The following is a 24,576-nucleotide window of genomic DNA, read 5'->3' as shown; positions in this document are numbered from 1 at the left end:
TTACTCGTAATTGTCGTCGATGAACAATTCAACTTTCTGCTGCAATTCATCAACTTTCATATTGAGATGAATGGCATGACAGCAAGCCGGACAGTCATCATAGAACTCTTGGTTACCGTTACTTGCATCAAGGGTGATGCCGATTGAGTGCCCACAATGGGGACATTTCACATGTCTTTCAGTGTAATTTTGCATACATAAACTCCTAGTATTGCAGGGCTTTTAATACTTTGTTGTTTAGAAAATACAGCCCTTAGTTACTCGCTTGCCTCTTAGGGTTAGAGATACAACGTAAGCCGAGTTACTTAGAATATTAGGCGCTATGGTTGCTAATTGAGTCGAAATAAGTACAAAAGTTGACCCCAAACCCAACGTTGGACTTGAGGTCATTATCTAGGGTGATATGCGTCGAAAATTTACACTCAGTAATGATCTTTCCCTTCCAAATCAATAGGAAATTATCTTCTTAATTATCGATTGCGCTTGCTCAAGATAATGCCCGCCGAATAGGTTGCAATGATTCAAGATGTGATAAAGATTGTAAATGTCTTTGCGTTCTTGATAACCGATTGGAAGTGGCGCAACTGATTCATATCCTAGATAAAATTCAGGTTGAAAACCGCCAAACAGCTCGGTCATAGCAAGATCACATTCTCGATCTCCCCAATAACAAGAAGGGTCATAACAAATAGGACCGGCGGGTGTGAGCGCCACATTGCCGTTCCATAGATCACCATGCAGTAGGGAAGGTTGTGGGGAGTGATTAGCGAGAAGCTGTTTCACGACGTCAATAAAGTCATCGATGTCTACCAGAGAAACGCCTTTCTCTTTAAGCAGTTGTAACTGCCACCCGATGCGTTGTTCCGCGAAAAATACTGACCACTTTTTATGCCATTGGTTTGGCTGAAGTGTAGAGCCTATGTAGTTGTCTGTGTCGAAGCCAAATTCTTTCTGTTCACCCCATAAATGCAGGCGCGCTAATTGTTCACCAAATTTAAAGCTGTTATCGCTATCTTCAAGCGTTTTAGTGGGAAGGAAATTGAGGATGATAAAACTGTGCGTTTTGGTTTTACCGACCAAAACGACTTCTGGGACAAATAGAGTAGAGGTTTCGCGCAATAGGTGAAGGCTTTCTGCTTCTACTTCAAAATTGGCTAAGAAATCCCGATCATTAATTTTGACGAAATAGCGCTGCTCTCCGTCATTGATCATATAGCTTTCACTGATGTCTCCACCGGAAAGTTTCACCTTCTCGGTGATCTGATATTCGAACATCAAGGTATCAGAAAGCTGTTGCGATATTGCTTGCCACATACAAAACCTCGCTTATCTATTTGACCAACAATAGTTTAGGATAAACGGCGGAACATTGACGCGTAGTTAAGCAAACTTCGACAATAATTCTTCCGCATATAGTAGAAAATGTTTATAAGTGTGAATCACGTCGCCTATAACCCTATGATTTATCGGCTTAACATATGGAGCTAAAACAGCACAGCTAGTATTATTATTTTTTTGACTTTAGTTCCATTGGTGGCATGAAAATACTGATTTGTGATGACTCGGCGGTCGCACGAAAGTTGATTACCCGATCCATCGTACAAGATACATCATTGCACCTACTCGAAGCCCAAGATGGTCACGAGGCATTGAAAATCCTAGCGGAACAAAATATTGACGTTTTGTTCCTCGATTTGACCATGCCAGTCATGGATGGCTTCGAAGTACTAGAGTCCCTGCCTGTTAGTCAATACCAAACCAAAATTGTCATCATTTCGGGTGATGTTCAGCAAGAGGCTAAACAACGCTGCTTAGATCTTGGGGCGATGGATTTCATTGCTAAACCATTATCCGAAGAACAGGTTATTCCTCTCTATGAAACGCTCGGTCTTCATTATGCCGTTAGTGCTCACACTGAAATTGAACCTCAACATACGTTAGAAGTTACGCCGTTAGCAAAGTTCCGTGAAGTTGCCAATATTGCATTAGGTAAGGGCGCTGCAATTATGGCGGACCATCTACGTGAGTTTATTCAATTGCCGGTCCCTCACGTTGGTCCATTGTCTTACGGTGAATTACATATGACGCTGGTGGATGTTATTGGGCGAGACAGCTCAGTTGCGGTGGCACAAAGGTTCGTAGGGGGAGGTATACACGGAGAGGCGTTGGTTTGCCTGCGTGGTAAAGATATCAACCAAATCGGCGAACGACTCGGATACTTACTTGAATTCACGCCACACAACGAAATCATCCTTAATGTGTCGAACTTACTGGTGTCTTCATTCCTAACTTCTCTTGGGAGCCAGTTAGACAAGCAGTTTTCGTTACGCCAACCAGGAATCATCGAGAACATTACCCCTTACAGCGAAGAGAAAAACGAATCTGGTGAACTCTTTACCATTGAATACACCTACATGGCAGAATCACTCGATTTTGAGTGTGAAGTTCTGTTTTTGATAGATAAATCATCCGTAGACATCATCTATGAAATCATGGAGCTAATCTAATGTCCGAAATCACGCTGGACATAGCAGACTTTCACTGGGTTACCCAAATTCTGGATACCATGGACTCTGGGCTTATTGTCCTCGACCAAGACTATAAAGTCTGCGTTTGGAACAGCTTTATGCAGTCGTACAGTGGTATTTTGTCGCAAAACATTCTCGGAGAGTGTTTATTTGACCATTTTGAAGATCTTCCGAGAAGGTGGTTAGAGACAAAACTCAAGACATCAGCAGATTTAGAAACACGTTCATTTTCTAGCTGGGAAAACCGGCCATACCTTTTCAAGTTCAACAACTTTTCTCCGGTTTCTAACAGCAGCAACTTGATGTTCCAAGACATTGTGATTACGCCATTGCGCTCGTTGTCAGGTGAAATTAGCCATATTGCAATTCAGATTAATGATGTTTCAGAAACGGCGCGTAACCGTATCCATTTGAGAGAAACTAACCAACACTTATCGGAAATCAGCCGTAAAGATGGTCTGACTGGTCTATTTAATCGGGCTTTTTGGGAACAATCTCTGAAGGACGAATTTGCGCAACTTAAAGTGATTGAAGGGGCGAGCTCGTTAGTGATCTTTGATATCGACCATTTTAAAAAGGTCAACGATACCTATGGACACCACACGGGAGACGAAGTGATTCGTCGTACCTCAAGCTTGTTACGTAAAACGGCGCGTAGCAGCGATGTATGTGGTCGTTTTGGTGGTGAAGAGTTTACGGTTTTGCTGCCACATACTAATCAAGAGCAAGCTTGTTACTTTGCAGAACGTTTAAGAAAGCGAATTGAACAAGAAATCGTGAAAGTTGAAGACTTTTTGATTAACTACACGATCAGTATCGGCGTTTGCGAGTATAAATCGTATTTCGAAAGCCACACACAATGGCTTAAGAGTGCCGATGCTGCGTTATATCGCGCTAAAGAAAATGGTCGAAACCAAACTTGTAGTCATGAAGACGACTAGGGGATACTAGGGATTGTTGAACTTTTGTAGTTAAATTTTATTCGAGATAAAGGCGTTTTAATCGCGACGAGAGGCTTGTCGCCTAGTCATTTTAAGTAAATGCCTCTGCCTTGTATAAATAACTCACAAACTGCTGAAAGCATCAGCTCGAAAGGTGAACAGTACCGAACTCAATTGGTTGAAAACCATCCAGTTAGTGCGTCAACTCTCATTAATATGAAATAAGTTAATGAAATTTTCTCGGCATGTCTTACTATTGAAACTATTTCGCTTTCAGCTTCGAAGGCTTGCATTAAACGGAGAAAAACAGTGGTTGTAGAAACCGATGGATATCTCGCTCTAATTGAGCACTTGTCACTTAACTTAGATATTTTCACGTCTGAAATCGGTGACACAGGATCAGAAAGCATTGAAGATGTTGTGACTGACATGGTTGCATCGAACATCATGGCGATATTCGAGCAAAACCCAGAGTTGCATTCAAGCGTGCGTTTTAAGTTGCTAAAAGAGGCAGATGCGGTCGTTGAAGATTTGGGTGAAGTACTTGCGGGTGTATGGTCAAAGAAAGCGACAAATGAGCAGATTGCCTTTTTGGATGAGTACATCGCATTAGTTAAAAACCTGTTTGATACCGCGGTAGCGACCTACGACTGATTCTCTCTTCTTGCGTCATTCAAATTCAAGAAGAGTTACATTGTAACTCTTCTTACTTGCCAAAATTTCGATGCCCAATATGGGTTGTCGATTCTCGAAATGATCACGCCTTTTGAAGTAGAAGCGTGCATGAACTGTTTGTTCCCAAGATAAATGCCCACGTGATATGTGCTTCGTTTGGTTTTGAAAAATACCAAATCACCTTGTTGGGCGTCCGACCAACTCATTTCAACACCTTGTTTAGACTGTTGGCGGGTAGTACGCGGCAGCGACATTTTGTATGCCTCAACAAACGCTTTTTGAACAAAAGCCGAACAGTCGATGCCTGACTTTTTAGTTCCACCTAGTCGATAAGGCGTGCCTTCCCACTCATTATAGAATTGGTATAAATCCTGATTGTCGGACAACAGCTGATTGACGGACAGGGAGGCGTTGACTTGTGTTTCTGGATCTGGGCCTGACGAGCACGCACTGAGTAGCACACTGATTATTAAAGGAAAAAATAAATGACGAACCTTGCTCACTGGTCATCTCCATGACTTAAAACTGAAATATTAGCGTCATAATCAACACCTAGTATGGGCTGAAAATCACGTTTTTGTCTCACTTATGTGACGAAAAAGCGGACACGTTGATTCAAACTCAGGAAAGAACATCCATTGATTATGACAAAGCGCAAACGTTTACGCCTTTCTTTTTCACTGATTCAAACTATCAGTGCAACATTTCTAACTATCATCGCACTTGTTATAGCCCTTTCTGTCTCAAGTTTCAAAGGAGTGGAGCAGGTGGGTGACCAATTTAATGCCTTGTCTCAAAAAGCGTTACCAATGGCAATGGCAAACGCGACACTCACCAGGAACGTGTTGGAACAGGTGAAGCTGCTTAATTATGGAATGCAAATAACCGATCCTAATGAACTTCCTTTGATTACATCTCAAATCGAAGAACTGGCAAGTCAAAGCGACGACCTAATCGAGCAAACGTCCGGCGTTGCTGATCATCTCTCCAGTATGCTCCAAGGAAATGTCGCAGAACTCCATCAAATCACCAACTCCATTTTATCCAAACAGTCTGCGGTGATTCAGATGCAAAGTGACATTAACTCGGCTGTTGGCGGGTTTCGTTACGGTCTTAGCTCGATTGGACCTGAGATGAACCGCATCAGTTCATTTCTTAGTAATGAAAATCCTGAATCGAGTGATGCAGCAAATCGTTTTATCGCCTCTGCAAGTTCAATGGAAAGCACTTTTTTGGTCATGATGATGCAAACTGAGCTAGAAAAAGCTGAGCGAGAATTCAAGGAGATGCGCAATCGCATCGCTGGCATCAATCTCGCTTTTGATGATTTCAAAGAATGGCATCCAGAAGTTAATGAGTTTGCTAGTCTCATTGCGCCTTATGAAATGGTACAGGCGGGCTTCAAGGACGATGGTGTACTCCGTTTAATATTGGCAAAGTTGGAAAGGAGTGAGCAGCAAAAAGCCGAGTTTCAACGTGCCTCTCAGCTTTCAAATGAAACCATGTATTTACTCGATCAAGTGTCTGATGCGGCCTCCGTTTTGATCAAAGAACGTGAAACCGTGGTCCAGAAGACAATTAAAAACGTTATTTTTATGGTGGTTACTGCCGCTGGTGTTATCTCTCTGGTTATCCTCGTAACGTGGTTTGGCCTAAGAACGTGGATTAATCGAGGTCTTAGAAATATTCTGAATCGCTTGTCGGCATTAACAGAGCATGACTTTCGCGACAAAGCTCAAGAGGTAGGTCCGTTTGAACTCAAAGAAGTCGCACGCAAGCTCAATCTTGTCATCGCCTCAACGCACGACTCTATTTCTACCGTGACTCGTAATTGCGATATCTTGTACCAAACTGCAGAAATCAGCCACGGTGCTGCTGAGCAAACAAATCAAAGCTTAACCACGCAAAATGAAGCGTTAATGAGCATGGTGACGACGATCACTCAGTTAGAAGCGTCGATTCGGGAGATTGCATCGGTCACTAATGCTTCGTCTGAAGATTCTTATTTAGCGACGGAACATACAGTGAAAGGTGTGAGTGTTGTGGAACAAAATCGCCTGCGTTTGGAATCACTAGAGAGCTCTCTCAACACAAACGAACAATCTATGATGGAACTCGATCTGCGCGTAAAACATATTCGTGAAATGGTTGACATGATCAGTGGCATTGCTGACAACACTAACTTACTTGCGTTGAACGCAGCGATTGAAGCAGCGCGAGCAGGAGAGCAAGGAAGAGGCTTTGCGGTCGTTGCCGATGAGGTTCGTAAGCTCGCCAGTGATACCTCGCAGCAAACCACCAATATTCGTGAAATGATGAATGAGTTAGTTATCGCAGCGGATCGTTCTCGGAAGGCTGTGAATGATTCACGTGAGGAAATGTCTTCTGCGTTACAGTCAAGTCATCAAGTGAAATCTACCTTTACTGAAATTAATGAAGCGGTTCAGCTTATCCAGCAACGTGTCGACCAAATTTCTGTTGCGACAGAAGAGCAAGAACGCGCTACCGCTGAAGTTTCTCAAGCTATCTCACACCTTTCTGAGCAAGGTGAACATACCAAACTTCAGTTGGAGGCCATGGTTGAGAGCTCGGAACAAGTCGCAGACATCGCAGGTCATCAACAAACGATGCTGCATAAATACGAACTGCTTAAAGTGAGTTGATCCAACATTAGGTAAGAGCAACCGAACTACGACCAAAGGCAGGGTAATCGCTCTGCCTTTTTAATTTTCGACTCCAAGAGTGAGTGACCTAAATCGCAAATTGGCTCATTGCACCCAAAAAGCAAAGGTAATCTAACGCCAACCGATATACGTTGAAGTTGGTAAGCTTTTCTGCGCTAGGTCACTTGCCTTTGTACTCAGAAGAAGCAAAACAAAAATGCCAACAAAATGAGGAATGATTCTTTGGTCGATAAAGTATGTCCAGTGGTATTAAGAGACCAAAATAACGAGATTCTTCTTTTCAAACATCCTCTTGCAGGCGTTCAGTTGGTGAAAGGCACTGTTGAACCCCTCGATTACGACTTCTTAAGTGCGGCAAAAAGAGAATTGGCAGAAGAGTCGGGGATTGAACTGGTCAATCAAACAACCTACTTAGGGGCTTGGGAGAGTGGGTTTCAAGAGCAGATTTGGCATTTCGTTTTGTGTGAATGTGAAGCGTTGCCGGAACAGTGGGTCTTCCACACTCAAGATGATGGTGGGCATGATTTTGAATTCTTTTGGCATAAGGTGACAGAAGACATTTCTTTTCGTGCGCACCCTGTTTTTCAACATGCTTTAGAGCAAGTTCGTGAGTTTATTCGTCTTGAGGCAATGAAGTGAACGTTGGAATCGGTAATCACACGAATGCTGAGTTGTTTCAAGAACTCAAAGAACAACATATTCAATTCAATCAGTTTGCCTTACAGCTGTTTGAAGACCAAATAATACAAACCAAACAACGTGGCCAGACATTGTCTGTATTGGTAACAACGCCTTCGGAATTAAGGGCTCCTTTTGGAGCAACGCTGGCTGAGCTTGTTGCTCATGCAGCTCTGAAAGGGCTAGAGCCTTGTCCGCTCGCCGTCGCATCATACTTGTTACTTCAAGGTATTTCGCTCACAAAAGATGAATACATAATGCTCGCTTCTTTGCCTCTTGCTCAGGAAGAGACCTATCCCAGAGGTTTATATCTGCGCAAGTGGGATGATGGTGTGTGGCTAAGAGGTTATCGATGTGAGGATGCCTTTATCTTTCCGCCTTCGATGAAGTTTTTGTTCATTGACTTAAAAGCACCACAAGAGGGATAACTTTGACCTACGTTTACCATCGCGTACCAAGCAACTTGACGGGAGACCGATTGAAACCTCTTAACTGCTTGAAAGCGTCACACCCGAACTTGTATCAACAACATGTCAAGAAATACGAGTATCGCCCGCAAGCTCTAAAGCGTCGTGTTCATGGGTTGGATTGTTATTGGAATGACGTGCTTCACTTTACACCGATTCATCCGGGCAAGGTACTAGAGGGATTGAGAAAGAGCGGCCTTGAGACGACAACGCTAGGTCGTTGGTTTCGGTTTGATGTGAGGGAGCTTGGCTTTGATAAAACCAATACCGTGATTTTCTGGTCGCCCAATCAAGAATTTGGTGATTGGAAAGAATCAAAAGAGGATTTTATGCCTTACAAAGAGACCGAACTTTTACAACTCAGCGAACTTCCGAGCAAAACGCTATGCTTTTATCAGGAGCGAATTCATAAGGAAGAAGTGCCATTGTTATTCTTTCGTACCCCTCACGTACTGTTTAAAGGCTCTGTCGGTCTCAAAAATGGTCATGAAATTACAATTGTTTAGCTGACTTCTATATGCTTTGCGCATTCATTCAGATAAGGAAAGGAAACGATAATGGATAAATTCGTAGTGTTTCTCCTATGCCTTTGCCTGACAGTAGGTGGCGTTATTCACCTTTACGACAATATTGTCGATGGCTTTTTGCCTTACGATTTTGCCCCAGGCTGGTTAAACATGTATTGGAGTGCTTTGGGTCTCTTAGATTTGCTTGCCGTGTATTTGTTGATCAAGCATCGACGGACCGGGCTGGTTTTAGTTTTATTGATTATGTTAAGCAGCGTAGGCTTTAACTCGTATGCACACTATGGATTGGGTATCTTCGAGAGCAGTGGACAACTGCAATGGCAAACGTTGCTATTAGGATTTTCTATTGGGGTATCAATTTGGTTGTGGAATTCGCAAAAGAATCGTCACTCTCGTCAGATATTCCGTTAACTTTTTGACATTACTTATTTTTCAACAGGGAAGTGTTATGGATAACTTTAAGGAGCTGGCGAGCTTCGGTATTTTTGCTGCGCTATCAGGCTTTAGCTTTGGTGCCATCTTTTTTGGTATTGCATTTGTATACGCAGCAATAAATAAACAACAAGACGTGAGTGTACTCGCCATCTCATCGATTATTCTGGGGATTATCGGCTTGTTTGTCGGCGTCACTCAATCAAACAAGAAACGTAATCTGATTAAAGCCTAAAGATTTCTATTCAATCCTAAATACACTGGGGTGAGTAGCGGTTGCATGTTCGTGATACATATCATCGAGGTAGGTCAGCAACTCATCTTCTTCTAGAAATGGCGGCACTACCAAATCTCTGATTGGGCGCTTTATCGATGTTTCTGAATCGATATAAAGCGTCCAAACCCCATCTTTGCATTCCGCAAGCATGACTTTTCCAAACACATTCACTTTCATTGAGCGGCTCATGAGGAAGACTTTTCTTTGTAACGAAATGGCTGGGTAATCAGTTTATCTAATCTTTGCTCGTCTTTGTCGCGAATCTCTGGAACACCAATCACAACATCATCATGTCCTAACTCCGGTTGAGCTCGATATGTGCCAAACAAGCGATCCCAGATAGACAAGAAGAAGCCAAAGTTTGAATGTGTCTCGCGCACGATGACGGAGTGGTGAACGCGATGCATGTCTGGTGTCACAACCAACTTACGTAACGTCGCGTCCCAAGGCAGTGGCAGCTTTGCATTGCTATGGTTAAACATGGCGCTGGCATTCAATACGATTTCAAACACAACGATGCCAATAGGAGAGACGCCTAAAGTAAACACAGCGGCGATTTTTACCACCATAGAGAGAATGATTTCTATCGGGTGGAATCGTGTCCCGGTTGTGACATCGATATCCAAGTCAGCATGATGCATGCGGTGAAGCTTCCATAGCGGTTTAACTCGATGGAAGACTAAATGCTGTAGGTATATGATGAGATCGAGTAGCACAACGGTTATCAGCACATTTAACCAAGTCGGGAAGGCAAGAGCATTGAGTAGGCCCCAATGGTTTTCATAAGCGATGATGGCCGCTTGAAAGGCTGCAATCGGCATAACTATGGCAATAACGACACTATTTAGTGCGACCAATGTGAGGTTGTTAAACCAGCGAAATGAACGGTCGACAGTCAGCTGCTTTCTCGGTCGCTTGTTTTCCCACAAGGTGCACAGCAACAAAACACCAATGAAGATGCTGAGTCGTAGCCAAGAAGGGTCGTTAAATGCAGTTTCGGGCACACTAATTTCCTTGTTTGATTCGCTTATTTGTTAAGACCTTAACACTCCACCGTATCTTTCAACGAGAAGAAAGGAATGTGAATGTCCGTCCGTTTATCAGCATTTCTTGAGACTAACTCTCTATGCAAGTAGAATCGCGCTCTACTTTATGAAGACCCTAACAACTGGCACTTTCTATCCATGAGAATCCACGCTTTCCATCGTTTATACCAGCACCGTCAATCTATCTCAACGAAGCCGTTTAACGCTCGCGGTTGTAAAGTGGTTCGCTGTCCTTATTGTCAGGTTTCTGAACAATATTGTTTGTGCGAGATTCAGCCGAACATTGAATCCAATATTGCCTGCATGCTGATCGTATCGGAAAACGAAGTATTTAAGCCAAGTAATACTGGGCGTCTTATTGCTGATACGATTCAAGAGACTTACGTGTATCAATGGAATCGTACCGAACCTTCTGAAGAGATGTTGGCATTGCTAGAGAACGATGCTTATCAACCTGTGGTTGTCTTCCCAGCAGATTACGTGGATGAGCCTGAACGTTTGTTGGACGGTTTAAATCCAGAGCGTTTGAAGACATCCGATGGCTCGGATAAAAAGTGGCTAATGATCTTCATTGATGGTAGTTGGCGTGAGGCACGTAAGATCTTCCGCCGTTCAGAGTTTCTTAAATCTTTGCCTGTGCTTTCTATTGAGCCGGAATCACTGTCTGAATACATTATGCGTCGCTCAGATAACGAGCAACACTTATCAACGGCAGAAGTGGCGACGTTAGTATTCAAACAAGCAGGTGAAGAGCAAGCTTCGGAGTGTCTGCAATTGTGGTTTGAAGCCTTCCGTGAAACCTACATGCTGACGAAAACTCGAGTAAAAACCGACTGGTCTCGCCCGCATCTGAAACGTTTCAAAGAGTGGGCTAAAATCGAGAGCTAACTCTAAGGAATGAACTTTTGTTGATGGCTTGTTGTTCAACTGGCTTCAACGAGGGGATAAATCTGCATTCCGTCACGGTTTGCAGGCGTACAGATATGGATAATGCCTAAAGTTTATCTTTTTGACTCCAGCATATTTTGGGAGTCGTTTGAGCATTTTAGGAGAGAATTGCATGTATTACGGCTTTGATGTCGGTGGCACTAAAATCGAGTTTGGTGCGTTTAACGAAAAACTTGAGCGTGTAGCAACTGAACGTGTACCAACACCAACAGACAACTACGATTTGCTGGTAGAAACTATTGCAGGTCTGGTTAACAAATACGATGCGGAATTTGGTTGTGAAGGTACGATTGGTCTTGGTCTTCCTGGCATGGAAGATGCGGATGACGCAACTGTATTAACGGTTAACGTACCTGCCGCAAAAGGCAAACCACTTCGTGCGGATCTGGAAGCTAAAATCGGTCGCAGCGTAAAAATCGAAAACGATGCAAACTGTTTCGCGCTTTCTGAAGCATGGGATGAAGACCTTCAAGACGAACCATCTGTACTAGGTTTGATCCTTGGTACGGGTTTTGGCGGCGGCTTTATCTACGAAGGTAAAGTATTCTCTGGTCGTAACCACGTTGCGGGTGAGGTAGGTCATACACGTCTTCCTATCGACGCTTGGTTCCACCTAGGCGAAAACGCGCCTCTACTAGGTTGTGGTTGCGAAAAGAAAGGTTGTCTAGACAGCTACCTATCTGGTCGTGGTTTCGAGCTTCTTTATGCGCATTACTACGGCGAAGAGAAGAAAGCAATCGACATTATCAAAGCAAACGCAGAAGGTGAAGCAAAAGCGGTTGAGCACGTTGAGCGTTTTATGGAGCTTCTCGCAATCTGCTTTGCGAACCTGTTTACTGCGACTGACCCACACGTTGTTGTACTAGGTGGAGGTCTATCTAACTTCGAACTGATTTACGAAGAGATGCCAAAACGTATTCCTAAGTACCTGCTTTCTGTCGCGAAATGTCCAAAGATCATCAAAGCAAAACATGGTGATTCAGGTGGCGTACGTGGTGCTGCGTTCCTAAACATCAAATAATCGTCTGAGTTTTCGGTAAGCGAAAATACATAAGACCTATATTGAAAGCCTCGTTTTCCTTTAAGGTGAAACGGGGCTTTTTACTTATAGAGTACGAACAAAAAGAATAGGTATAAAAAAACTCGCGACGAATCGCGAGTTTTTGTTTTGATCTGTGTAGCTTGGCTTATTTGTTCTTTTTGCCTACACCCAAGTTTTCTTTTTGAGCTAGGGTGATTTTGCTAAAGCCTAATTTTCTGAAGTAGTTATCACGGTAGTTGCGCACCGCTTTAGTATCAGATACTGCTTCGATTTGTTGCTCCATCTTTAGGAACTCAGTGATATCGATACCTTCTGCTTCTGCAACCGCTTCTTGAATATTGCGGTGTTGCTGGTATGAGAACGTCAGTTCTTTGTCTTGGTCTTTGTAAGTGTAAAGAATGGTGCGAGCCATAGCTGTCTCTCTGAAAAGTTTTTCTGTCATCAATAAAAAGGTCAGACGTGCTGACCTTCTCATTTTTAGTTGGGCTAGATTCTGCCTTGAAGTGGGATAATTGTCACGCTTTCTCCCGTTTTTACTGTATCAACAGCAGGGGAGATTTCGATCAGGCAGTTTGCCTCGCTCATTGAGCGCAAGATACCAGAGCCTTGTTTACCCGTTGTGCGGACCGTTAGACGACCTGTTTCGTCGAGTTCGTAGATACCGCGACTAAACTCGGTACGACCTAGGCGAGAACGGAGGTTTTCTGTGGCAATGGCACTGACTTTGAGTGGCTTCCAGCCTTGTTCACCTTGCATCTTACGCAGCGCAGGCTCAACAAAGTTGATGAATGAGACCATCACGGCAACAGGGTTACCCGGCAAACCAAAGAAAGGTTTATCGTTGATTTGACCGAACGCAAGCGGACGACCAGGACGCATGTTGATACGCCAGAAATCAATTTGCCCCAGTTTGTCCAATGCCAGCTTAATGTAATCTGCATCGCCAACGGATACGCCGCCAGAAGTCATCACTACGTCGGCTTGCGCAGAAGCATTTTCGAGCGCTTCAATCATCAACTGCTCGTTATCTTCTAGAATACCGAAATCCAAAATTTCACAGCCAAGTTTCTCTAACATGCCCATGATAGTGAAACGGTTTGAATCGTAGATTGAATTCGCTTTCTGATCTGTACCTGGCGCTTGCACTTCGTCACCGGTAGAGAACACAGCAACTTTCAACTTGCGGAACACATTCGCTTCACCAAAGCCAAGAGAAGCAATCATGCCCATCTCAGGGGAGGCTAGGCGAGTGCCTGCGGTAAACACATCGCTACCAATTGCTAAGTCTTCACCCGCTTGACGAACGTTTTGACCGGTTTTGATGCTTGCACCATTGAACGTGACTGTATCGCCATTCTGTGTTGCCTGTTCACGCATAACAACGGTATCACCATTGATAGGTGTTGGGGCGCCCGTCATGATCTTAACCGCTTGACCAACTTCCAGAGGTTGATCGTAAGCGTGACCCGCCATCACTTCAGCAACCACTTGGTAGTTGTCGCGCTCGATGTCATCACCGCGAATAGCGTAACCATCCATCGCTGAGTTGGTGTATTGCGGCACGTTAACTGGTGACACCACGTGGTCTGCTAGCACACGACCATATGCATTTTCAATCTTGCACGCTTCGGTTTCAGCAACTGTGTTCACCAAAGATAGGATCTTTTCTTGTCCTTGAACGACAGAAAGGAAAGCTGGAGAAAGGGTATCGCAGCAAGCGGCTTCTTTCTCTTTACTCTTTGGTGCTTTCGCTTCTTGAACATACTGAATAACGAACTGGGCAATCGCCTCAAGATCGTTGATGTTCATTTGTGGCAGCTCAGAATCCAGTTCGCCGCTGTCTGAAGCAATCGCGATGATGTTTTCATCGTTTGGATGAAGCCAAGGCTTGCCGACTTCTTCTCGGTGCAATTCGATCTTAGGAAAGGCAATGTTTTTGCAGCCTTCCACCAAAACCACATCTAGCTTCTCTTCATCGAAACGTGTCAGTAGGTAATCAAACTCCGATTCTGATTCTCGTGTTTCTGTCATCAGTGCGAAGCGGTTACGAGAAGAGATCAGCATTTGCGATGCGCCCGCTTTACGTAGGCGATGGCTGTCTTTGCCCGGTTGGTCGACATCGAAGTTATGGTGTGCGTGCTTTAGCATACCGATGCGTAAACCTGCTTCGGTCAACTTTGGTAGCAATGCTTCAAGTAGCGTAGTTTTGCCCGTGCCTGAGTAGGCAGCAAAACCAAGAATAGGGATGTTTAGCGTGTGTTTCATGATTCAAGTTGTCCAAATTGCGCCAGTTCTTCAGGCGTATTTAAGTTGACGAAACAGTTTGGTGAGTCGCTAAAGTCAACGTAACTGGTGTTGCACTCTTTGTAGAGTAGGATGATCTTACGATCGCCACGTTCTAAAAACGCGGTCAGCTTTGGCAGTATGCGCTTGTGATAAAGCGTGAAGACAGGCTGCTGGTGGTCGCCATCATGAGCAACCAAAATATCGGTGTCTTCTTCTACTGCATTGCAAAAACGCTCAACAAGATCAGTGTTGATTTGTGGGCTGTCGCAAGGGACGAAGCCAACCCAATCGGTTTCTGCATGAACCAAGCCCGCGTGGATGCCGCCCATCGGACCTGGGAAATCTTTAAATTGATCACTGAAGACGAAACCAAACGCACGGTAGGCGTCTTGGTTTCGGTTCGCATTGATTAGAATGCGTGGTGTTTGCGGAGATAAACGTTCGATAACGTGTTCGATGAGTGGCTTCTGATTCAGTTCGATCAGACCTTTGTCTTTTCCACCCATACGGCTGGCTTGACCACCAGCCAAAATGACCCAACTAGTTTGTGTTGGCTGAAGCATATGCGTTCTCTTGGGATGTTTCTTTTGGTATGACATACAAGAGTGGAGACTCTATCAAAGTCTTGTCTTTAATCCACCACTGTTTTTTACATAAATCCGTCAACGCGTTCGCTTGGTGGCTAGTCACAACAATACTAGAGCCACGATCAAGCAGATCTTTTGCCATGATAACCAGACGTTCAATCGACTCTTGGTCGAGAGAGGCACTTGGTTCGTCCATCAACAAAATCGATGGTTTTAAAATCCAAGCTCGTGCCATTGCTACGCGTTGCTTTTCACCGCCGGACAATACAGAGATGTGTTCGTCGGCTAAGGTTTCTAACCCTACCATGCGCAGCGCACTAATAACTTGAGCTCGCTTATCTTTTGCCGTGTCTTGTTGATATTTAACTCCATAAACGACGTTTTCATAAACAGTACCGTCAAAAAGGTAAGGAGACTGATGGAGATAAATCACGTCAACACGACCATTGCGACGCGTCCACTTCTTCAACCAAGTATCTTTTGGAGCCACCACTTTCCCCGTTGAAGGCTTGAGTAAACCCGCAAGGATCTTGAGTAGGGTGGTTTTACCAACGCCATTGTCACCTTTTAGGTAAATCGCGTCGTTGGGACCAATGGCTAATTCAGGGATGTGGAAAAGCACACGCTCTTTAAAGCGCATGGACAATTGCTCGGCGGTAATTTTTATAGTCATAATTCACCCTTACATTGGGTCGATGGCGAGTCGATTGCTTGCTTCATGTTCTTAGATAGCCTTTGCCTCTCATGCTCGATAAGAGGAAGTTGAGCGCTAACGCTAACGATAGTAATACAATTCCTAATGCAACTCCTTGCGCAAAAGCACCTTTACTACTTTCCATTGCAATGGCAGTCGGAATATTACGGGTTACGCCCATAATGTTGCCACCAACCATCATTGAACAACCTACCTCTGTGACGATTCGTGAGAATCCCGCAATGATAGCCGCCAATAAAGGAAAACGTGTCTCCCAGATCATAGTAGCAGCGATACGAGGTATTGACGCTCCTAACGTAATCGCCGTTTCAACCGCGCGACGGTCACTCGATTGAAGCGCACCGTGCATCATAGAAACCAGAACCGGAAAACAGACGATCATTTGCCCTAAGATCATGGCTTTTTGCGTAAACAGCATTTGCCAATCACCTAAAGGTCCCGCTCTCGATAGCAGCATGTAGAGCAGCAAACCGATTACGACCGTTGGCACCGCCTGTAAGGTGTTCACAATGGACAGCAAGAACCACTTACCACGAAAGTCGGTGTAGGCGAGGACAAAGGACATCAAAATAGACGGCAATACCACCAAAGATATTGCCGTAATAGAAACACTAAAGGAGACCGCAACGATCTCCCATAGGTCTGCATCAAAATTCACTAGTAAGCGCAACGCTTCTAGTGTTGTATCAGCAAGATTCATATTGCGTTATTTGGTTTCAGCATTCGCAACGAACAATTGTTTACCATTCAGGCGGAAGCTGTTGATCAGCTCTTGACCGTGCGGATTTACTAACCAGTCACTGAACGCCTTCGCACCTTGGTAGTTGATGGTTGGGTAACGCTCTGGGTTAACCAAAATCACTTGGTATGGGTTAAACAGTTTTTCGTCGCCTTGGAATAGAATCGCAAGATCCAATTTGTTTTGGTAAGCCAACCATGTACCACGGTCAGTCATGGTGTAGCCTTGCATCTCTGAAGCCATATTCAGAGTAGGGCCCATACCTTGACCTACGCTGCGGTAGCCACCAAAGTTTGGTTCCATCTTAGTTTGCGCCCAAATGCCCAATTCTTTTTTGTGCGTACCAGAATCATCGCCACGAGAGATGAAAGTTGCATCTTTGTTTGCGATCTCTTTGAACACGTCGAGTACGGATGCATCATCTTTCACTTGTGCTGGGTCAGACTTAGGACCAACGATAACGAAGTCGTTGTACATCAGTTTACGTGGAAGGACGCCGTAGCCATTCTCAACAAACACACCTTCTGCTTTAGGAGCGTGTGTCATTACCAAATCAACGTCACCGTTTTCACCCATCTTCAGCGCTTTACCAGTGCCCGCCGCGATGATATCCACTTTGTAGCCAGTGTCTTTTTCAAATTGAGGAAGTAGGTAGTCCAGTAAGCCAGAGTGGTAAGTACTTGTTGTTGTTGCCAGGCGAATGTGTTCGCCATCTTGAGCTGAAAAAGCAGAGTAGCTTACAAGAGTGATTGACGTTGCAGCTAGAGTCAGCGCAATTTTTTTCATTTTAGTTGTTTCCTTTCCAATGATTCTTTGGCTTCTAAAGTCTTGGGTTACTAAAGAAGTCGCCAGAGCGTCATAGCGCGCTCATATCACAAGTCACCTTAGGGTGAGGGAGCGAGAAGCGATGATTACGCGTTGATCTCTCCCGCATCCTGAGACCACTTGGACACTCCATATAGCAAACAAGATGCCAACATTTTACAAGCTCAAAATGTTTGATTTATGCGCTAATTCATGGACTTATTTGCATAAAAATTTGCGTTGGTACAAAATGTCGCACTTTTTGTAGGGTATCTCTGTTTAAACTTGGTACACTCTGTCCCATTCAAATCCAACTGGGGTAAATATGTCTACTCAATCCCATATTAGTACAAACCAACAATACAACGCTTTTTCAGTACTGGTCGTTGATGATGAACTCGGTATGCAAGCCATCCTTAAAAAGGCGCTGGGCAAGCTGTTTTCTCAAGTCGATACAGCGGGCAGCATTGAAGAAGCGGAAGAGCTACGTAACTCACGCCACTACGATTTGATTCTGTTAGATATCAACCTGCCGGGGCGTTCAGGGATTGAATGGGAAGAGGCGTTTGAAGATGACGACAAACGCGCGGATGTCATCTTTATGACAGGCTACGCGGATTTGGAAATTGCGATTCGAGCCCTACAGCTTGGTGCATCGGACTTTATCCTCAAGCCGTTTAACCTAGAACAGATGCTGAAAGCGGTCAGTCGTTGTATGGATCGCCGTTTGAACGAACGCATGCAATACGCGATGAAGCGTGACTATCAGCGTCACAACACCTCAGAGATTATTGGCGGTTCGGAAAAAACTCGCCAGCTCAAACAACTGATCACTCAATTTGCGCCGTCTCGCGCATCTGTCCTAGTGGAAGGTGAGTCGGGCACCGGTAAAGAGTTGGTAGCGAGAGGCATTCACCAAGCAAGCGGTCGAACAGGTCCATTCGTCCCACTTAACTGTGGCGCGATTGCACCAGAGCTTTTAGAGAGTGAGTTATTCGGGCATACCTCGGGGGCTTTTACTGGCGCTAAGAAATCTCGCGAAGGTCTTTTCCGCGTAGCCAATGGCGGCACATTGTTCCTTGACGAAATCGGTGAGATGCCTTTGTCTATGCAAGCGTCACTGCTACGCGTGTTAGAGCAGCGCACCATTCGTCCGGTTGGTTCTGAGCGTGAAATTAGCATTGATGTTCGTATTGTCGCGGCGACCAACCGCAACCTGCAAGAAGAGGTCAACAAAGGTAACTTCCGTAGCGACCTCTACTACCGTTTAAACGTTTTGAAGATTGAAGTTGCTCCTCTACGTGAGCGTAAAACAGACTTGTTTGAACTGGTTCCATATTTCAGCAATATGCTGACCAGTGAGCTGGGTATGCAAGCACCGAAGTGGGCGCATGAAGATATGGAAGCGATGAGCGAATACGAATGGCCAGGTAACATTCGTGAACTTAAAAACCTCATCGAGCGTTGTATTTTGTTAGGTAAACCGCCTGCGCATCACTGGCGTGAACTCAACGGCGGTCATGCTTTACCTAATGTCTCCATTACCGTGTCACACAGTGAAGAATTGCCAACCTTCAAAGAGGGCAAAGAGTTCTCTGGTGAAGGCTATCCAAACACTTGGACACTAAAAGAAGTGGAAAAAGCGCATATCCAACAATTGGTTAATTTGCACGAAGGCAACAAGTCGGCGGCGGCTCGAGATTTAGGAGTGGCACGAAAAACGCTAGAGCGCAAATACAAAGAGTGGGATTCTGAGGACGAGGATTATGCCGAGTAGTAGTTGGCAGCAACACAAAGGATTGTCTAAATGGACGTACCGATTCAAAACCATGGTGCGTTATCGACTGTTGATTTTGACATCTGCGCCAATCTTTCTAACGCTGATAGCCCTTATCGGCATTACGATCTATTGGTCGATTCACTATACGTGGCAAAACGCGTTGTTAGACGTATCGGAGCGTTTGGGTGTCGCTAATAACAGCATTACGCTGCTGCAACAAAAGCAGGCAAACTACGTCAAATCGTTCGCGGACTCTTATGACTTCCGTACCAGAGTGAACCAAAATGTCCCACAAGCAGAGTTGCAAAAGTGGGTGACGGCGCAGAAGAAACGTTACGGTTTGGACTTTTTGTCCTTCCAACGTGTTAATTCGATGGAAAACAAATTCCGCTTTATGGATTTAACTAAGCGTGAATCTTTCTTCGATGTTCTCGACAGAAAGGAACTGGAAAAGCTAGACCCTGAACTCGCCAAACGTGCTGAAGTACCGATTCTAAAGACTGGTGGAGTGGAAGCGCGTGGCTTGGTGAGCCGAACTGTGATCCCAGTTTACAGCCAACAGAACGACTTAATTGGCTTCTTAGATGGCGGTTTGCTGCTTAACAACAGCACGGTATTGGTCGACCAAATTCGTGATCTTATCTATTTGAGTGATAACGACACCCTCCGTCCCGTGGGGACTCTGACGGTATTTTTGGATGATCTTCGTGTTAGTACTAACGTTCCCTTAGACAGTGACCAACGTTTAGGTCGCGCTATCGGTACGAGAGTGAGTTCAGAGGTATACAACAAGGTATTGGCGGAAGGTGAGCAATGGGTCGATCGCGCGTTTGTTTACGATGCTTGGTATATCACCGCTTATCAACCAATCAAAGACCAGTACGACAATGTCATTGGTATGCTCTACACCGGTTACTTGATGTGGCCATTCGTCAAAGCGTATATGACAAATATCGTTGAGATCAGCTTGATTACCTTAATGTTGCTCTTGGTTTCTGGCGTGATGGTGTATCGTGGCTCTCGTGATCTATTCCGTCCAATCGAGCGCATCTACAAAGTCGTGAAGCTTGTCCAGTTGGGTAAAGAAAAGCGTATTGGTCCATTAGGGCTGGATGAACACCACGAGCTCGCTCAGTTAGCGCGTCAGTTCGATAACATGCTTGATGCTTTGGAAGATCGTAAAGTCGAGCTGAAGAACTCCGCCATGGAGCTGGAAGGTAAAGTTCAACAACGCACGGCGAGTTTGAAAGACAAAACTGAAGAGCTTGAACTTCATATTCAACTGCTTAACCAAACCCGTGACAAGCTCGTCGTCAACGAAAAGCTTGCCGCACTAGGTGAGTTGACTGCTGGGATCGCCCACGAGATTAACAATCCAACAGCAGTGATTCTGGGTAACGTTGAATTGATTCAGTTTGAGCTAGGTGAAGAGGCAAGCCGCGTTCAGGAAGAGATTGACGCCATTCACGCTCAAATTGACCGTATTCGTAATATCACGCGCAGCTTACTGCAATACAGCCGTCAGGGTGGTGTACAAGACGAAATTACGTGGCAACACGTGAATCCAATCATTGATGAGAGTATTACGCTGGTTAAGACCGGTACTAAGAAGCGTGACATTGAGTTTGTCACCGATTTACAAGCTCATACTTCGGTCGAGATCAATCGCCACCACTTGTTGCAGATTCTGGTGAACTTACAGATGAATGGCATTCACGCGATGGACGGCAAAGGTAAGCTAACCGTCGTGAGTGAAGATTGGATTGAAGACGGCGAACTGAAAGGCGCTTCCATTCATGTCACTGATGAAGGTTGCGGTATCAAGCCAGAAAACTTAAGTCGTATCTTCTCACCGTTCTATACCACAAAACGCGACGGTACTGGGCTAGGGCTTTCTGTTTCGCAAAGTATTCTTAGTCAAACAGGTGGTGAGCTAAAAGCAGAATCGGAATGGGGCAAAGGCAGTACGTTCAGTATCTACCTGCCAAAGAAAGCCGAGCTACTGCTTGAGGTAACGAATATCGCTTAACCGGCGATTCCAATTCGTAACGCGCAAAGAAAAGGGTCAGTGTAAATCACTGACCCTTTTTGTATCTGTTCTTCTCTAAAGGCAAGAGGAATACGTCGAATTAACCGGTATGCACTGCAATCTTCGGAGGATTGATACCGTGCTTCTTGAACTCTTTCATTACACGCAGAGTAATGTCGGTTTCAAACAATTTCTCGTAGGCGGTATCCACCACATAAGCCTTACACGTTAGCTGAATCGCCAAGTAGTTATCCGTAATGGTCTGCTTGACAAGAACCGTTACCGGCTTAGGTAGGTGAATATAACGACTTGAAGACGCCGCTTCCTGAATCAAGTCACGCGCTAACGTAATGTCTTCATTCATGCCTACATAGAACGGAATCACCACCTGCATATCCAGTGCACCATAGTTACCGCTGACTACAACTTCACTCAAGAACTTGTTGTTTGGAATCGTAATGATGTCATCGGTTAGGGTGCGCATACGCACAGAGCGCAAACCAATCGCAATGATATCGCCGTAGTTACCTTCGAACGTGACGCGGTCACCAACTTGGAACGGGCGATCCACCATAACCGTCATACCCGCGATGAAGGATGCGGCTAGGTCTTTCAATGCGAAACCTACCGAAACCGCTAACGTACCACCGATCAAAGCAAGGATTTGATCGTTAATACGGAAGCTCATCATAAACACGACAGAGCCAGCGGTTAAGTAGATGAAGAACTGCAAGAAAGATTGAAGCTTTTGCAGCACCATGCGGTATTGCACGAACTGGCTACCAATGCTCTCTACCATCGAGTTCATGAACTTAAGCAGTAGCCACGTTGAGGCAATCACAATGATGGAGAAGAACACGCCGCTCCAACGAATTAGGCTAGCGATTTGCGAGATATTATCCACACTCGCGATCTCTTCAGTCGCCAATGCAGAGGTGCTTAATAGCGATAACGCTAATACGGTGAGTAGTTTTTTCATCGTTATTTCACCAATAAATGTTGACGGTCGAGAACGTTGGTAATGTGACGGAACCAATGATCCGACACACGAGCTTTGTCTTCGCTCCACTCAATAAAGCCGCGGCTTTGGAAGTAGCGCAGAGTACCGATAACTTCCGCAATACTCAGTTGAGTACATTCAGACAACTCTTCCGGCGATGCCACTTCAAGCTGAACAATTGAGCGCAGCACTGCCAGCATTGGCTTCGGCATTTTTTCTAGTTCTTGAGACTCTGGTGCATGGAACAATCGAACCACCACTTGTTGCGTCTCTTTGTCTTGACGCAGAGACAAGCGGAAAAAGCGCAAGCCCACTGTCGGGTTACCATCAGAGTAATGCCACAGAATACGGTAGAAACCTTGTTTAGCACGTTCTTCTTCCGTGATGTCTTCTTGGTCCCATTGCTTAGGGACGACAAGACCATCAAACGTTACTGGGTTCTCAATCTCTTGGTTAATACGCGTATCAAACAGCGCAGACAGTTGTTTTTCACTCCAGCGCGGCATAAACGCCACCCAGTCAAACAACAGACGTTCGCCACGAGCGCGGTCGACAAAACGCCAACTTGCTTTCTCAATCGCCATGACAACGCGGTGATTTTTCTTAGAACGACGAAGTAGATTAGTCAGTTTAATCAAACCGCTTAAACCGCCTACCATTGGCTTAACTAAGCGCTGGGCGTTATCAACTGCAATAAGGTAAGGCGTGTCACTTTTACGTAAATGCGCAAGAACCTGAATCTCAGAGGCGTCTTCTTCCAAACCAAGCTGCAGTGCCAACTCTTTTAGTAATTCACTGTAACCTGCGTATGGACAGTTCAAATAAAGCGGTTTGGCGTTCTTCACTTTGTTAAGGATCGTACGAAGGAAGGTCGTTGTACCAACGCCACGTTCACCAGAAATTACACATACCGCAGGACTATCTGTCAGCAGGTATTTAGACAGTTGCTTGATTTCGTCTGAGGCATACTCGACCAACTCGCTGTCTTCGCTACCAGGAAGAATATACTCGAATGTTTGCTCGCCTTTGATTCTTACTAGATTAGTATCACCGCCTTTATTACCTGTTTGTTTGGCAACTTCGATGCGGAACAAGTATGCCAACGCTTGGCTAAACATGGTGTAGTTAGACAGCATTGCGACAATACGGTGTTTGAAGCTATGCAGCGTAATCCACACGGCACATATAGCCGTACCAATGATGCTTAGAAACAAGGTCTCTTTACGACGAATAGACCAGTTTACCCACACAGGACGATCAGAGAGCTTCTCCGCGACTTCAAATACCTTTTTACGCCATAGGCGCAATACCGACAGCGTCACCAATACAAACCAGAAGAACAGCGCGCTGTAGATCCACGAGTAGATGGTGCCTTTACCCAGCGTACGAATCGAGATTTGAAGAATTACGCCAGCAACAATAGCGCTCCAAACGTAACGACGAATGGTCGAAAGGCGCAGGGCAATCACTTCTTGACTAGTACTGCGACTGTTGCGATAAGCAAACTCGAGAATAAAGCTAATCGCGATAGAACCACCTAGAACCCACCAAGTGAAGATTTCTAGAATAATCAGATGCTGCAAGCTAGGGATTTCTGATAGCACCCGAAGAGAAAGCGTAATCGCAATCAACCAAGCAATTGCTCTGTGCGCACGACTGATATACCAAATCAAACGAACCCAAATTGGCGGTTTGGCTACGTTATCTAGCTGCGTTTCGCGGAATAGGGTAATGATGCGCTTGCTATTGGCTAGCCACCACACCAAACCGAAGTAGATAAACAACACTTTGATGCCAGCCCAAACGACCGGAATCGGTGAAATCAGAATTTCTTTAATCAGAGATTGGAAAGAACGAATCTGGAAGAACACCAAGTACTCGACGTTAAGCTGAGTTTGACGCCACTCTTGCTTAAACTGCATGACACCATAAGGACCGAAACCAGTCAGTTTATCGTGCGTGATGGGGTCAGTAAGCTCTAATAAACGCTCTTTACTTTGTCCTAGGCTGTTAACCGTAAGGTAACTGGATTGTGTCTCAAACCACTCTTTGTCTTCACCAGAATTGCGGTATGTCTTTAGGTGTTGATCAAAGATAAGGGTCTGTTTGCGCTGCTCATTCATTACTGCATTGAGCAGTTGGTTGACCTTACGTTTGTCTTGGTCAGACATAAACAAAGGCTCTGGCAGCTTATTGATCTCCTGAGTGATCTCTTGCGCTACAGGCAAGATTTGAGGCTCAGGTTGGAATTCGTACTCCCACTCAGCGTGAGCGGGTAAAGAAAGCACGAGACCGACTAGCATTAAAATGCGCGCCATGAAATGCATAAAATTCTCTTAAAACTTAGAAGGTTAGAGTTAGTGTAGTTGCTTTATCGCGATATGCGAGTTT

The 24,576-nt window shown here is 44.9% G+C and carries 26 protein-coding genes; 13 read left to right on the top strand and 13 right to left on the bottom strand.

Annotated elements, in window-relative coordinates:
• Both QMY49_RS07265 and QMY49_RS07260 read right to left on the bottom strand, forming a co-directional pair.
• Positions 1 to 195 carry a CPXCG motif-containing cysteine-rich protein gene (locus tag QMY49_RS07265; RefSeq protein WP_005427574.1) on the bottom strand — a complete coding sequence of 65 codons (195 nt, stop codon included), beginning with the start codon at positions 193 to 195 and terminating at the stop codon, positions 1 to 3.
• Between the two features lie 252 nt (positions 196 to 447).
• Positions 448 to 1,314, bottom strand: a complete 867-nt coding sequence (locus tag QMY49_RS07260; RefSeq protein ID WP_283313723.1) for a fructosamine kinase family protein — start codon at positions 1,312 to 1,314, stop codon at positions 448 to 450.
• A 224-nt stretch (positions 1,315 to 1,538) separates the two neighbouring features.
• Here QMY49_RS07260 and QMY49_RS07255 point away from each other — a divergent pair, with 224 nt between their 5' ends.
• The 3 genes from QMY49_RS07255 to QMY49_RS07245 all read left to right on the top strand — a co-directional run bounded on the left by QMY49_RS07255 (position 1,539) and on the right by QMY49_RS07245 (position 4,123).
• Entirely contained in the window at positions 1,539 to 2,507 is a 969-nt protein-coding gene (locus QMY49_RS07255) for a response regulator (RefSeq protein WP_005445844.1), read from the top strand.
• Positions 2,507 to 3,469, top strand: a complete 963-nt coding sequence (locus QMY49_RS07250) for a GGDEF domain-containing protein (protein WP_005445843.1) — start codon at positions 2,507 to 2,509, stop codon at positions 3,467 to 3,469. The genes QMY49_RS07255 and QMY49_RS07250 overlap by 1 nt, the downstream gene beginning before the upstream one ends.
• Before the next feature lie 309 nt (positions 3,470 to 3,778).
• Complete coding sequence (locus QMY49_RS07245) at positions 3,779 to 4,123, top strand: DUF3802 family protein (RefSeq protein ID WP_005445842.1); 345 nt, start codon at positions 3,779 to 3,781, stop codon at positions 4,121 to 4,123.
• Positions 4,124 to 4,158: 35 nt separating this feature from the next.
• On the opposite strand, the gene QMY49_RS07240 is transcribed toward QMY49_RS07245, so the two are convergent.
• Positions 4,159 to 4,647, bottom strand: coding sequence for an NlpC/P60 family protein (locus tag QMY49_RS07240; RefSeq protein WP_017817422.1), 489 nt, complete (start codon positions 4,645 to 4,647; stop codon positions 4,159 to 4,161).
• Positions 4,648 to 4,788: 141 nt separating this feature from the next.
• Here QMY49_RS07240 and QMY49_RS07235 point away from each other — a divergent pair, with 141 nt between their 5' ends.
• The 6 genes from QMY49_RS07235 (at position 4,789) to QMY49_RS07210 (ending at position 9,167) form a co-directional block, all read left to right on the top strand.
• Positions 4,789 to 6,807, top strand: coding sequence for a methyl-accepting chemotaxis protein (locus tag QMY49_RS07235; protein WP_283313715.1), 2,019 nt, complete (start codon positions 4,789 to 4,791; stop codon positions 6,805 to 6,807).
• A gap of 243 nt (positions 6,808 to 7,050) precedes the next feature.
• Positions 7,051 to 7,467: an NUDIX hydrolase gene (locus QMY49_RS07230; RefSeq protein ID WP_047517261.1), complete on the top strand. Its 417-nt coding sequence runs from the start codon at positions 7,051 to 7,053 to the stop codon at positions 7,465 to 7,467.
• Positions 7,464 to 7,934: a hypothetical protein gene (locus QMY49_RS07225; protein ID WP_269992540.1), complete on the top strand. Its 471-nt coding sequence runs from the start codon at positions 7,464 to 7,466 to the stop codon at positions 7,932 to 7,934. Before QMY49_RS07230 ends, QMY49_RS07225 begins: the two co-directional genes overlap by 4 nt.
• Before the next feature lie 89 nt (positions 7,935 to 8,023).
• Positions 8,024 to 8,479, top strand: a complete 456-nt coding sequence (locus QMY49_RS07220) for a hypothetical protein (protein ID WP_234352399.1) — start codon at positions 8,024 to 8,026, stop codon at positions 8,477 to 8,479.
• Positions 8,480 to 8,530: 51 nt separating this feature from the next.
• Positions 8,531 to 8,911 carry a hypothetical protein gene (locus QMY49_RS07215; protein ID WP_005445835.1) on the top strand — a complete coding sequence of 127 codons (381 nt, stop codon included), beginning with the start codon at positions 8,531 to 8,533 and terminating at the stop codon, positions 8,909 to 8,911.
• 37 nt (positions 8,912 to 8,948) lie between these two features.
• Positions 8,949 to 9,167, top strand: a complete 219-nt coding sequence (locus QMY49_RS07210; protein WP_005445834.1) for a hypothetical protein — start codon at positions 8,949 to 8,951, stop codon at positions 9,165 to 9,167.
• A gap of 6 nt (positions 9,168 to 9,173) precedes the next feature.
• Here the strand turns inward: QMY49_RS07210 and QMY49_RS07205 are convergent, their stop codons facing one another.
• The gene (locus QMY49_RS07205; RefSeq protein WP_049536023.1) at positions 9,174 to 9,398 is read right to left on the bottom strand and encodes a DUF7661 family protein; all 225 of its coding nucleotides are present in this window, start codon (positions 9,396 to 9,398) and stop codon (positions 9,174 to 9,176) included.
• Positions 9,395 to 10,213 (bottom strand): sterol desaturase family protein, encoded by an 819-nt coding sequence (locus tag QMY49_RS07200; RefSeq protein ID WP_009697773.1) that lies wholly within the window; start codon positions 10,211 to 10,213, stop codon positions 9,395 to 9,397. The genes QMY49_RS07205 and QMY49_RS07200 overlap by 4 nt, the downstream gene beginning before the upstream one ends.
• Before the next feature lie 180 nt (positions 10,214 to 10,393).
• Between QMY49_RS07200 and QMY49_RS07195 the strand changes: the two genes are divergently transcribed.
• Both QMY49_RS07195 and nagK read left to right on the top strand, forming a co-directional pair.
• Positions 10,394 to 11,143, top strand: a complete 750-nt coding sequence (locus QMY49_RS07195) for a tRNA-uridine aminocarboxypropyltransferase (protein WP_009697774.1) — start codon at positions 10,394 to 10,396, stop codon at positions 11,141 to 11,143.
• A 172-nt stretch (positions 11,144 to 11,315) separates the two neighbouring features.
• On the top strand, positions 11,316 to 12,224 hold the full coding sequence (gene nagK, locus QMY49_RS07190; RefSeq protein ID WP_009697775.1) for an N-acetylglucosamine kinase: 909 nt from the start codon (positions 11,316 to 11,318) through the stop codon (positions 12,222 to 12,224).
• Positions 12,225 to 12,390: 166 nt separating this feature from the next.
• On the opposite strand, the gene QMY49_RS07185 is transcribed toward nagK, so the two are convergent.
• The 6 genes from QMY49_RS07185 to QMY49_RS07160 all read right to left on the bottom strand — a co-directional run bounded on the left by QMY49_RS07185 (position 12,391) and on the right by QMY49_RS07160 (position 17,358).
• Positions 12,391 to 12,657: a DUF2960 domain-containing protein gene (locus tag QMY49_RS07185; RefSeq protein ID WP_005377584.1), complete on the bottom strand. Its 267-nt coding sequence runs from the start codon at positions 12,655 to 12,657 to the stop codon at positions 12,391 to 12,393.
• A 74-nt stretch (positions 12,658 to 12,731) separates the two neighbouring features.
• Entirely contained in the window at positions 12,732 to 14,510 is a 1,779-nt protein-coding gene (locus QMY49_RS07180) for a bifunctional molybdopterin-guanine dinucleotide biosynthesis adaptor protein MobB/molybdopterin molybdotransferase MoeA (RefSeq protein ID WP_283313702.1), read from the bottom strand.
• On the bottom strand, positions 14,507 to 15,094 hold the full coding sequence (gene mobA / locus QMY49_RS07175) for a molybdenum cofactor guanylyltransferase MobA (protein WP_029788473.1): 588 nt from the start codon (positions 15,092 to 15,094) through the stop codon (positions 14,507 to 14,509). Before mobA ends, QMY49_RS07180 begins: the two co-directional genes overlap by 4 nt.
• On the bottom strand, positions 15,072 to 15,791 hold the full coding sequence (locus QMY49_RS07170; protein WP_005445824.1) for an energy-coupling factor ABC transporter ATP-binding protein: 720 nt from the start codon (positions 15,789 to 15,791) through the stop codon (positions 15,072 to 15,074). Before QMY49_RS07170 ends, mobA begins: the two co-directional genes overlap by 23 nt.
• Before the next feature lie 43 nt (positions 15,792 to 15,834).
• On the bottom strand, positions 15,835 to 16,533 hold the full coding sequence (locus QMY49_RS07165) for an ABC transporter permease (protein ID WP_005445822.1): 699 nt from the start codon (positions 16,531 to 16,533) through the stop codon (positions 15,835 to 15,837).
• 6 nt (positions 16,534 to 16,539) lie between these two features.
• Positions 16,540 to 17,358, bottom strand: coding sequence for an ABC transporter substrate-binding protein (locus QMY49_RS07160; protein WP_005445821.1), 819 nt, complete (start codon positions 17,356 to 17,358; stop codon positions 16,540 to 16,542).
• A 343-nt stretch (positions 17,359 to 17,701) separates the two neighbouring features.
• On the opposite strand from QMY49_RS07160, the gene QMY49_RS07155 reads away from it, so the two are divergent.
• On the top strand, positions 17,702 to 19,153 hold the full coding sequence (locus QMY49_RS07155) for a sigma-54-dependent transcriptional regulator (RefSeq protein ID WP_005445819.1): 1,452 nt from the start codon (positions 17,702 to 17,704) through the stop codon (positions 19,151 to 19,153).
• Complete coding sequence (locus tag QMY49_RS07150) at positions 19,143 to 21,185, top strand: sensor histidine kinase (RefSeq protein ID WP_283313691.1); 2,043 nt, start codon at positions 19,143 to 19,145, stop codon at positions 21,183 to 21,185. Before QMY49_RS07155 ends, QMY49_RS07150 begins: the two co-directional genes overlap by 11 nt.
• A 100-nt stretch (positions 21,186 to 21,285) precedes the next feature.
• Here QMY49_RS07150 and QMY49_RS07145 read toward each other — a convergent pair whose 3' ends face one another.
• Together QMY49_RS07145 and QMY49_RS07140 are read right to left on the bottom strand one after the other, a co-directional pair.
• Positions 21,286 to 22,164, bottom strand: coding sequence for a mechanosensitive ion channel family protein (locus QMY49_RS07145; protein ID WP_005427576.1), 879 nt, complete (start codon positions 22,162 to 22,164; stop codon positions 21,286 to 21,288).
• A gap of 2 nt (positions 22,165 to 22,166) precedes the next feature.
• Positions 22,167 to 24,512 (bottom strand): ATP-binding protein, encoded by a 2,346-nt coding sequence (locus tag QMY49_RS07140; protein ID WP_283313688.1) that lies wholly within the window; start codon positions 24,510 to 24,512, stop codon positions 22,167 to 22,169.
• Positions 24,513 to 24,576 lie beyond the last annotated feature (64 nt).

Origin of the sequence: Vibrio harveyi (assembly GCF_030060435.1) — a bacterium.
GTDB lineage: Bacteria > Pseudomonadota > Gammaproteobacteria > Enterobacterales > Vibrionaceae > Vibrio > Vibrio harveyi.
This window is presented reverse-complemented; position numbering and strand designations above follow the sequence as displayed.

What these genes read in the sequence shown, in the direction of transcription:
- QMY49_RS07265 (WP_005427574.1), bottom strand. Translation starts at nt 195, where the DNA reads ATGCAAAATTACACTGAAAGACATGTGAAATGTCCCCATTGTGGGCAC.
- QMY49_RS07260 (WP_283313723.1), bottom strand. Translation starts at nt 1,314, where the DNA reads ATGTGGCAAGCAATATCGCAACAGCTTTCTGATACCTTGATGTTCGAA.
- QMY49_RS07255 (WP_005445844.1), top strand. Translation starts at nt 1,539, where the DNA reads ATGAAAATACTGATTTGTGATGACTCGGCGGTCGCACGAAAGTTGATT.
- QMY49_RS07250 (WP_005445843.1), top strand. Translation starts at nt 2,507, where the DNA reads ATGTCCGAAATCACGCTGGACATAGCAGACTTTCACTGGGTTACCCAA.
- QMY49_RS07235 (WP_283313715.1), top strand. Translation starts at nt 4,789, where the DNA reads ATGACAAAGCGCAAACGTTTACGCCTTTCTTTTTCACTGATTCAAACT.
- QMY49_RS07215 (WP_005445835.1), top strand. Translation starts at nt 8,531, where the DNA reads ATGGATAAATTCGTAGTGTTTCTCCTATGCCTTTGCCTGACAGTAGGT.
- QMY49_RS07210 (WP_005445834.1), top strand. Translation starts at nt 8,949, where the DNA reads ATGGATAACTTTAAGGAGCTGGCGAGCTTCGGTATTTTTGCTGCGCTA.
- QMY49_RS07205 (WP_049536023.1), bottom strand. Translation starts at nt 9,398, where the DNA reads ATGAGCCGCTCAATGAAAGTGAATGTGTTTGGAAAAGTCATGCTTGCG.
- QMY49_RS07195 (WP_009697774.1), top strand. Translation starts at nt 10,394, where the DNA reads ATGAGAATCCACGCTTTCCATCGTTTATACCAGCACCGTCAATCTATC.
- nagK (WP_009697775.1), top strand. Translation starts at nt 11,316, where the DNA reads ATGTATTACGGCTTTGATGTCGGTGGCACTAAAATCGAGTTTGGTGCG.
- QMY49_RS07185 (WP_005377584.1), bottom strand. Translation starts at nt 12,657, where the DNA reads ATGGCTCGCACCATTCTTTACACTTACAAAGACCAAGACAAAGAACTG.
- QMY49_RS07180 (WP_283313702.1), bottom strand. Translation starts at nt 14,510, where the DNA reads ATGAAACACACGCTAAACATCCCTATTCTTGGTTTTGCTGCCTACTCA.
- mobA (WP_029788473.1), bottom strand. Translation starts at nt 15,094, where the DNA reads ATGCTTCAGCCAACACAAACTAGTTGGGTCATTTTGGCTGGTGGTCAA.
- QMY49_RS07170 (WP_005445824.1), bottom strand. Translation starts at nt 15,791, where the DNA reads ATGACTATAAAAATTACCGCCGAGCAATTGTCCATGCGCTTTAAAGAG.
- QMY49_RS07165 (WP_005445822.1), bottom strand. Translation starts at nt 16,533, where the DNA reads ATGAATCTTGCTGATACAACACTAGAAGCGTTGCGCTTACTAGTGAAT.
- QMY49_RS07160 (WP_005445821.1), bottom strand. Translation starts at nt 17,358, where the DNA reads ATGAAAAAAATTGCGCTGACTCTAGCTGCAACGTCAATCACTCTTGTA.
- QMY49_RS07155 (WP_005445819.1), top strand. Translation starts at nt 17,702, where the DNA reads ATGTCTACTCAATCCCATATTAGTACAAACCAACAATACAACGCTTTT.
- QMY49_RS07150 (WP_283313691.1), top strand. Translation starts at nt 19,143, where the DNA reads ATGCCGAGTAGTAGTTGGCAGCAACACAAAGGATTGTCTAAATGGACG.
- QMY49_RS07145 (WP_005427576.1), bottom strand. Translation starts at nt 22,164, where the DNA reads ATGAAAAAACTACTCACCGTATTAGCGTTATCGCTATTAAGCACCTCT.
- QMY49_RS07140 (WP_283313688.1), bottom strand. Translation starts at nt 24,512, where the DNA reads ATGCATTTCATGGCGCGCATTTTAATGCTAGTCGGTCTCGTGCTTTCT.